General features: G+C 55.3%; 10 protein-coding genes. All 10 read right to left on the reverse strand.

Annotated features, from left to right (window positions below):
• On the reverse strand, positions 1–519 hold a 519-nt coding region (locus ABYV26_RS15190; RefSeq protein ID WP_372682204.1), incomplete at its 3' end, for a hypothetical protein.
• A gap of 59 nt (positions 520–578) precedes the next feature.
• Positions 579–1070, reverse strand: coding sequence for a prepilin-type N-terminal cleavage/methylation domain-containing protein (locus ABYV26_RS15195; RefSeq protein ID WP_372682205.1), 492 nt, complete (start codon positions 1068–1070; stop codon positions 579–581).
• A 29-nt stretch (positions 1071–1099) separates the two neighbouring features.
• Positions 1100–1813: a prepilin-type N-terminal cleavage/methylation domain-containing protein gene (locus ABYV26_RS15200; RefSeq protein ID WP_372682206.1), complete on the reverse strand. Its 714-nt coding sequence runs from the start codon at positions 1811–1813 to the stop codon at positions 1100–1102.
• 29 nt (positions 1814–1842) lie between these two features.
• A complete protein-coding gene (locus ABYV26_RS15205) occupies positions 1843–2391 on the reverse strand; it encodes a GspH/FimT family pseudopilin (protein ID WP_372682207.1) in 549 nt (182 codons plus the stop codon).
• 322 nt (positions 2392–2713) lie between these two features.
• The gene (gene lpxK, locus ABYV26_RS15210) at positions 2714–3844 is read right to left on the reverse strand and encodes a tetraacyldisaccharide 4'-kinase (protein ID WP_372682208.1); all 1131 of its coding nucleotides are present in this window, start codon (positions 3842–3844) and stop codon (positions 2714–2716) included.
• Entirely contained in the window at positions 3841–5028 is a 1188-nt protein-coding gene (locus ABYV26_RS15215) for a 3-deoxy-D-manno-octulosonic acid transferase (RefSeq protein WP_372682209.1), read from the reverse strand. The genes lpxK and ABYV26_RS15215 overlap by 4 nt, the downstream gene beginning before the upstream one ends.
• A 166-nt stretch (positions 5029–5194) precedes the next feature.
• On the reverse strand, positions 5195–6271 hold the full coding sequence (lptG, locus tag ABYV26_RS15220; RefSeq protein ID WP_372682210.1) for an LPS export ABC transporter permease LptG: 1077 nt from the start codon (positions 6269–6271) through the stop codon (positions 5195–5197).
• Positions 6268–7446: an LPS export ABC transporter permease LptF gene (gene lptF, locus ABYV26_RS15225; RefSeq protein ID WP_372682211.1), complete on the reverse strand. Its 1179-nt coding sequence runs from the start codon at positions 7444–7446 to the stop codon at positions 6268–6270. Before lptF ends, lptG begins: the two co-directional genes overlap by 4 nt.
• Positions 7446–7580, reverse strand: coding sequence for a hypothetical protein (locus ABYV26_RS15230; protein WP_372682212.1), 135 nt, complete (start codon positions 7578–7580; stop codon positions 7446–7448). Before ABYV26_RS15230 ends, lptF begins: the two co-directional genes overlap by 1 nt.
• A gap of 16 nt (positions 7581–7596) precedes the next feature.
• Positions 7597–8554, reverse strand: a 958-nt coding sequence (locus tag ABYV26_RS15235; RefSeq protein WP_372682213.1) for a helicase HerA-like domain-containing protein, incomplete at its 5' end; no start/stop codon positions are given.

Here is an 8554-nt window from a genome sequence, read left to right on the forward strand (position 1 = left end):
GTAGACGACCGGTTCCCAGCCCACAATGGAGCAGCGCAGCCCGCCGTTGGCGGCCTCGCCCCGGGTGGCCAGGGTGTCGATCACATTATTGCCTAACGCGTCCTCGTTGGCATTGATTGAATTATTGGCATTCAACATCGTGGCGACATCGCCCCGATTGTACCAGGCGCCGGTGGTCCAGGCATCGGATCGGTTGTTGATCCAGTCCGTGTTGGAGATGTCCGGATCGAAGTTGTCCGGGTCGTTGTCTGCGATCTGCATGAACTGCTGCAAGCCATTCATGAGGGCCGATTCCACGAGGTTGATATTCTGATGGTGAATTCCGACGTTGCGGACGATAAAATTTTCTGTGACAACCGTGTCGGAGGAAGCAATGGCGATCACCATCATAATGGCCATGATCATCAGGGCCAGGACCATCACGGAACCGTTTTGGTTGGCTATGGAGCCGGACCGATGGCCCTGCGAATCGCCGACAGCCGGGGTTGACAGTGCTATCTGATCGGTTTGGCAAATCATTTTAAGAAACCTCGTGGATTGATGGTGAATAGTGGTCATCCCGTTCACAGGCGTCGGGCTTAAGGTACGCCCGTGGCCCACCACACCTTGAAAAATTCTACCTGCGCCATGGGCGCCAGCGGGTTGCCGCCCTGCCCAAAGGCCACCATGGTAATCCGTTTTTGGACCGTGTAGGTGCCGACCGGCACGCCGGGCAAGGCCGTTTCGTTTTGCAGCACGATGGCTTCGTCATCCGCCACCTCCCATTGGATGGTGTACCGTCCATCCGGGGAGACGACGCTGCGCGGACCGCCGAACCCGCCGGCGTCCAATTCAGGCGGGTGGGTCTGGGCACCCACATTCAGGTAGAACGGCAGCTGTTTGATCCGTTCCGCCTGCTCCGCGAGCAACGGCCAGGCTTCGGTCTTTCTGGTGACATCGCCGGTCCTCATCAGCGCGGCGGTCTGAAGCGTTCCCATAGCCATCAGGCCGATGGAAAAGATAGCGATGGCGACCATCACCTCGATCATTGTGAACCCGGAGGCATTGGAAACAAAACGCGTTCGTGCCATATCGATTGATCTCCTTTTGGGGCGGTCCGTTAGGGTCCGACACCCAGGTTGCGGCAATTGACGGTGGTGGTCAGCAACAGGCGCCGAAACGAATCGTTCGGGGGATTGGGAGCACCATTGGCAAACACCAACACGGTGCCCTGCTGGTTGGTGTAGACGCGGTTGTCCACCGGCGTCCGCATCAATCCAGACGCCGGCCGCCCGGAACGGGCCACCATGGTGATCTGGATGCTGCGGACGTCCCCTAAGTTGGCAGCGGCTATCGGACTCGCAATCACGTTGGGCGGGTTGCTGCCGTCCAAATACACGAAATCAATGGCGTCCACGTTGCGCGCCAGGGGCTGCAGACCGGCCCCATCCAATCGGTCCCGCCCCAAATTCCCGGCGGCGTTGATCGCATAGCGGATCTGTTCATTGGGGCCATCGAGCAGGCCGTCCGGCCGGAAAGAGTTGCCGGCGGTATTGCCGATGTCCATGGTAAAGGTCAGATCATTGGCCGCGGCATTCACGATCCCTGCGGTGTTGGTGTCGTTGGGATCGCAACCGGCTGTGCTCAGCTCCTGGGTCATGATCTCCAGGGCCGCCCGGGCCGTGGTGTTCATGTCCGTGAGCGCCTCCTGGGTGTTTTTGCTGCCCACCTGAATCTGGTAGGCCGCAACCACCGCCACCATCAGAATGGATCCGATGACCATGGCGACCATCAGTTCGACGAGCGTGAATCCTAATTGGTCTGAGCGTCTCATACGTCGATTTCCCTCCTGGGTTCCGGCCATTACTGGACTTGAGAACTGCCCACAAGACTGACCGCAATGTTGCGCACCAGTCCGCCGGGTCCATTGACAGTCACCGTGCCGGGATTGGGCACACCGGCGTTAAATGCCATTCCGCGGTTGTTAAAATTTAGCACATCGCCAGCGAACGTCGACGTCAAGGTGATTCCGGGGGCCAACTGGAACACCTGAGGAGGAAGCGCGACCAAAACGCCGGCGGCGCGACTCCTCCTGACGGTCGAGAATGTATTGGCGCCGTCGACAAAAACGACGTCGGCCGGCAAATTGCTCCGGATGGCGAACATGCGGGTCAACTCCATATTGGCCTTGACGTCTCGCACCGCTGAATTGAACTGGGCGTTTCTGCGCCAGGAAAAGCCGCTGGGAATGGCGACGGCCGCCAAAATACCGACGATGGCAATGGTCACCATCAATTCCATCACTGAAAATCCAGCCCGATTGTTCATCTTGCCGCACTTACTCTTTTGAAAGGGCGAACATCCGATAATCATCCGGTCTTCGTTTACGTTGGATTCAAATTGATCTTGCATTGTATCTCCCCTGTGGGTCATTTTTTAAATGATGCAAACAAATTTTATGCCACAGTTAAAAAATTGGGCTGAAGAGACCATCATACCCTTGCTATCTACCTTGTTTCGCACGATTAATTCCCAAATCATTTTATTATCGCAATCTGAACGCCTCCATCATGCCCATTGCAAGCCTTAAAAGTTTTTAAGCATGATGCCTCAACTATTAAAATTTTTAATAGCGGCTCTCTGCACCGTGCCTTCTCAACGATAGCCTGTCGCTTATGGGAGTTCGCTGGATTGAAGAAAGTATCGGGTTGGCGTGGAAAATCTTTAGGATGGTTCAGGTTGGTTTTGAGACCAGCACATCGGAAAGGGTCTTGAAAAACACATCATTCTTGGCCAGTTTGATGATTACGTCGACGACCACCAGCGCCACCGGCCATTGTTTAACGTTTTCGATTTTTACAGCATCCTTTAAAGATGTCACCAGCACATCGGCGCCTTTTTTTTTAGCCGCTGCGGCGATCCGGTCCAAATCACTGGCATCATAATGGTAGTGGTCTGCGAAGGAAAAAGTATGCACAAGCGCGCACCCTGCCTGCTCCAATGAATCGAAAAACTGTGCGTTGTCTGCCAGGCCGGAAAAAGCGACGGCTTTCTTGCCCTTCAACATACCGATGTCCAACGCATCATCTGCCAATAGGCGGTCCGTCTGATCAACCTTTCTGACTATCGGGTGGTGGGTGGCGTAAAACATCGGTTGGTGCGTTATCCACCGATCACGGATTGGGCGATTGAGTGCTTGTTCGCTGCGCGTGTATACGACCGCATGCGCCCGGCGCAGTGCCGAAAGCGGCTCCCGTAGCAGCCCTCGCGGAAGCAGGTGACCGTTGCCAAACGGCGATCGGCTGTCCAGAAGGACCAGGTTGAAATCCCTTTTTAACCGGAGATGCTGGAAGGCGTCATCGAGCACGATCACATCCGGTTTAAACCGCTTCACGGCCATCATGCCGGCGTCGTACCGCCGTCGGCCCACGGTTACGGGAATGCCCCTTAAGATCCTGGCCATCAGATAAGGTTCATCCCCGGCATCTTCAGGGCCTTTGAATATCGTCCGGCCATCGCTGACGATGCCCCCCATTTTTTCCATCCGCCCCCCATAGCCTCTACTGAGCACCACCACGCGGCAACCCATATCCCGGATCATTCGGGCAACCAGGATCGTCATGGGCGTTTTCCCCGTTCCACCGGCAACCAGGTTGCCGATGGACAAAACACGGCATGGAAGGCGTTTAGAGGTGAGCACACCCGTTTCATAAAGACGAGCACGCAGGCACATGAGGCCGCCGTATACAACGGAGAGAACCCGCAGGACGGTTTCAATGGAAATAAACGGCGTGGGATCTTCTCCCTTGGCCGCCATCTCAACTCGCCGCTCGAATCGTTGGATGATTTTTTTTAACCGGGTCATGGGTCCACGCTGTCAACGGGCGCGTCGATTGCCGCAAGGGTGCGTTCCACGGCGCCCCGGTGTTTGGCAAACACCCCATAGGCACAGCGGCCGACACGACGGCTGTCCGCCTGGTTAGCGATCAGATGGACAACCCATTCGGCGAGTTGATCTGCATCGTGCACCCGCATGGCGCCGCCGGCTTTTTCTAACGTCTGGCAGATCCAGCGAAAATCATCGGTGTGGGGCCCGAAAAGAATCGGTTTGGCCACAGAAGCCGGCTCCAAAGGATTGTGGCCGCCCTCACTCACCAGGCTGCCGCCCACAAAGGCAACGTCGGCCAGTGCATACAGGCGGCGAAGCATGCCGATGCGGTCGATCACCACCACGCTGGACGGGGCGGGTTGCTTTTCCATCTGGGAAAGCGTCACGGCACCGTATCCTGAGCGGCTGAAAATTTGGCACACAGCGGCAGCGCGGTCCGGATCTCTCGGGGCGACAATCAGCACCGCATGGATACCGGCCGCAGATGCCTTCCGGTAGGCGATCGATAGGATCTCCTCTTCTCCCTCGTGGGTGCTGCCGGCCACCCACACGGGTGCGTCCGCCGAAAGGTTGAATTTCTGTGCTAACTGTTTTTTTTCTGCTGTCGACATCCTGGCGGGGGCCTGGTCAAATTTGATATTCCCCACCGTCATCAATCTGTCGTCAGCAACCCCTAAGGCCCGAAAACGCAATCGATCAGCGTCCGTCTGCACGCAGATCCGGCCGAACACCGACAGCAAGGGCGCCATCAGCCAGCCGATACGCGTGTACCCGTGAAAGGATCGATCGGAGAGCCGGGCGTTAACCAGATAAACCGGGATCCTGCGTTTTTTTAATCGATGGAGGAAGTTCGGCCAGATGTCTGTTTCCACGATCACCACCCGACATGGTCTAATCACATTCAGCGCCCGGTTCACGGAAAAGAGCGTGTCATAGGGAAAATGCCTGACCGCAGACACATGCGGTGCGATCAAACGGATGGCCATTTCAAAGCCGGTTTGGGTAGATGCCGTAAAGATCAGCGACCGGGCACCATTTTTTTGGGCCAGCGCTTTGACCAGCGGCTCAGCCGACAGCACCTCTCCCACCGAAAGGGCATGAATCCACCATCTCCCCCGGGCAGCTGGCGATTCAGGACCGCTTCGGGAAAGGGCTTGCATGAACAATCTTTGCATAAACGTGCGACGACGCTTTTTTCGGGTCCACACCAAAGGAACCCAGACCGGCCACAACAAAATAATCGCTAAACCCATTGCAAGATTATAAACGTAAACCACGATGGCCCTCTGTCGTCGGGAAAGCATCCTGAACAAGCCGACTGCCACTTCAATTGGAAACCAGCAGCAAAAAACCGGCAAAACTGAAAAACACCAGATTGGCCAACCATGCCGCGATCACGGCAGGCATCAATTCCGCATAGCCCAGGGAAAGACAGAAGCTGTTGAAAATCCAGTAAAGAAATGCAATCCCCAATCCATACGTGATGCTCACCGGCATCCCCTCGCGCATGTTTCCCCGCAGAGCGATGCCGGCACCGAGAACGCTGAGAAAGATGCAGACAAACGGTGCGGCCATTTTGCTGTGATAGTCAACGCGATAACGGGTGGCGCCATAACCTTCCCGCTCCACTTTCCGGATATAACGCCCCAGTTCGGCCAAACCCATTTCATCGGACTGTTTTGCCGCCTGGGCCAGGTCGTCGGGGTTCAGATCGATATCGGCCACGATCGTGTTGTGTAAAGTGATTCTCTGGTCGCCACCATCTGATTCAAACACCTGTCGAACAGCGTCGTCGAGTTGCCACCGACCGTTTTCAAACACGCCCGCGACGGCGTCGACTCGCTCAATCAGCCGGAAGTTATCATCAAAGGTGTGTATGGTGATGCCGGCAACCCGTTTCTCTTCGGGCACATATTGTTTGATATGGATGATCTGCCGGGCGGCTCGCATCCAGATATCATTGGTCTTGGACGCGTAGATGTTCTTTTTTCGGACCTCTTGCAGCCAAATCTGGTTGGCGTTGACCATAAATGCCGGCACAAGCATTTCGGCAACCAGAAACAACCCTGCACAAAAAAGCACGCCAAGTACCATGGTTGGTTTGAGCAGCCGGTTCTTGCCGATGCCGCAGCTTTTGAGGGCGATGACTTCATTGTTTTTGTTCATCAACCCCAGGGCAACCAGAATCGACAGAAGAAAGCCCACCGGTGCAATCTGGACAAAAATAAAGGGGAGTTTGTACAGCAGATAGACGACACAACGGGTCGCCGGTACCCCCGCCTCCATGAAGTTGTCAATTTTTTCGATGAAATCGACCGCTACATAAATGCTGAGCACCGCAACCAGTACAATCAAAAAACTGGCCAGTATCTCCCTGGTGACGTAGCGGTAAAGAATCGTCATATTCTTCCGAACCGTTTCATGACTCCATCTACCATCCGTCCCACCCAATTGACGCGGATCTTTTTTTCTTTGGCCGACAGAACCAGCAGATAAATGCCGAATCCCCCGAGGACCACGTTGGGCATCCACATGCCGACCACCGGCGGGTAGTTGCCATTCTCGCCGAACGCCGTACCCACGGAAAGGAGAATATAATACAGCAGAAAAAAGAGAAGTCCCAGCCCGATCCCAAATGCTTTTTTAGAATGCCGGGCCTGGATGCCCAGGGGCATGGCCAGCAGCCCCATGGCCAAACAGGCTACGGGTATCGAAAATTTCTTGTGATATTTCAGCAGGGCGCTGAGGTACTGGGCTTTGTCGGAGCTGACCCGTTTCAAATAGGCCCTGAGATGGGGCAGGGTCATTTCATCGGGAGCCTGATTGGCGATACCAGGCGTCGAAATGACATCTTTCAGGTCCAACCGGATGTCATATGTTTCAAAATTGATTGTGTGAGAAGACCGGTCGCGCATGTCCATCTGGCTGATCGTTCCGTCATACAGCCGCAGGAAATAAACCATCTCTTTAGGTTCGCCGAAAAGCCGTCCTCTCCGTGCAACGACCGTATTGTTGCCCCCTGACGTTCGGCTGTCTTCAATCAGCACATTGTGCAGTTCACCGCTCTGGGGATCTATTTTATTGACGTAAAGCATGATCTGCTTGAAATTATCGTTAAATGTCCGCTCTTTTATGCTGACGTTCAGGTTGGCGGCGGCCACATCAAAAAGCAACGTTTTGAAACGTTCAGCGCCCGATGGAACACCGAAGATGGTCATGTACCCGGTAATCAGGGTTCCCGTCAGGCTGAAGATCAGCACCGGCGTCAACAAACGGTATATGCTTACCCCCCCGGCTTTGAGAGCCATAATCTCATTGTCGCTGGACATTCTCAATAGCGCCATCAAGACCGCCATCATCGTGGACATGGGGATGATATACTGAAGAAAATAAGGCATGGTGTAGGCCAATAGCAGAAACACCGGAACGACACCCACCTTGTGATTGACGATCATATCCGTGATTTCGAGAATCTGCTTCATCAGAAAGATAAAGGAGAAAAAGGCCAGATTGATAAAAAACGGCGGCAACATCTCCAGAAACAAATACCGATTGAGGATGGAAAATGGATTGATCATCAGATATTTTCGCGGGGAGACGAGGTCCCGTTTTTTTCATGCAGGATGGCGTCGTCTTCAGGTTCAGCGTCTGACTCGACTTCCTCCTCATCCGCCGGTCCGCCACCCTCCAGTTCATCGCCGTTATCTTCCATGGGAATTCTCCTTTCCCTATCGTTTGCCGAAAATGGATCCCAACACGCCCCGGATGATCTGTCTGCCGATTGAGCTGCCGATCGAGCGTGCGGCACTTTTGATCATGGCCTCTCCGACGCTCTGGCGCTGGCGCCCGCCGGTAGTCTTGCGCCGCTGACCCTGGCGCTGAGTTTTCTCCGCTTCCAGCTCCTTCAGCCGCTGCGTTTCAGCCGTCCGGGCGGTTTCAGCACGTTGCTTGAGCATCTCGTAAGCAGACGACCTGTCCACGGCAGCATCATAGCGTCCGCGGATGGGTGCGCGCTGCATGACGGCCTCTCGCTCGTCATCCGATATCGGACCGATGCGGCCCTCCGGAGGCGCAATCAGAGTCTGCTGCACCGGCTGAGGCCTGCCGTCATCGCCCATCACGGAGACCAGGGCTTCACCGATGCCCAGGGTGGTGACCTTGTCGGCTGTCTGAAATAGCGGATTGGTCACAAACGAGGCCGCTACGGCCCGAATGCTCTTTTGATCCTTGGGTGTGAATGCCCGCAGGGCATGCTGAACTTTAAGCCCCAGTTGGCCCAATACGTTATCCGGAAGGTCCATGGGATTCTGGGTGATGAAATAGACCCCGACGCCCTTGGACCGGATCAACCGGACCACCTGTTCAATTTTTTCCAGCAATGGTTTCGGGGCTCCTGAAAAAAGCAGGTGCGCCTCGTCAAAAAAAAGTACCAGCTTCGGGGCCGGTAAATCACCCACTTCGGGCAGCTGCTCAAACAATTCGGCCAGCAGCCAGAGCAAGAAGGCCGCGTAAAGACGCGGTGCATTGTGGATCAGCCGGCTGGCATCGAAAAGGCTCACGACCCCGCGTCCGGAAAAATCCGTGTGCATCAGATCGGCCAGTTGCAGGGTCGGCTCGCCAAAAAATCGTTCGGCCCCCTGCTCTTCCAGCACCAGCAGCCGCCGCTGAATGGCGCCAAGACTGGCA

The organism is Desulfosarcina sp. (genome assembly GCF_041551955.1).
Taxonomy (GTDB): domain Bacteria; phylum Desulfobacterota; class Desulfobacteria; order Desulfobacterales; family Desulfosarcinaceae; genus Desulfosarcina.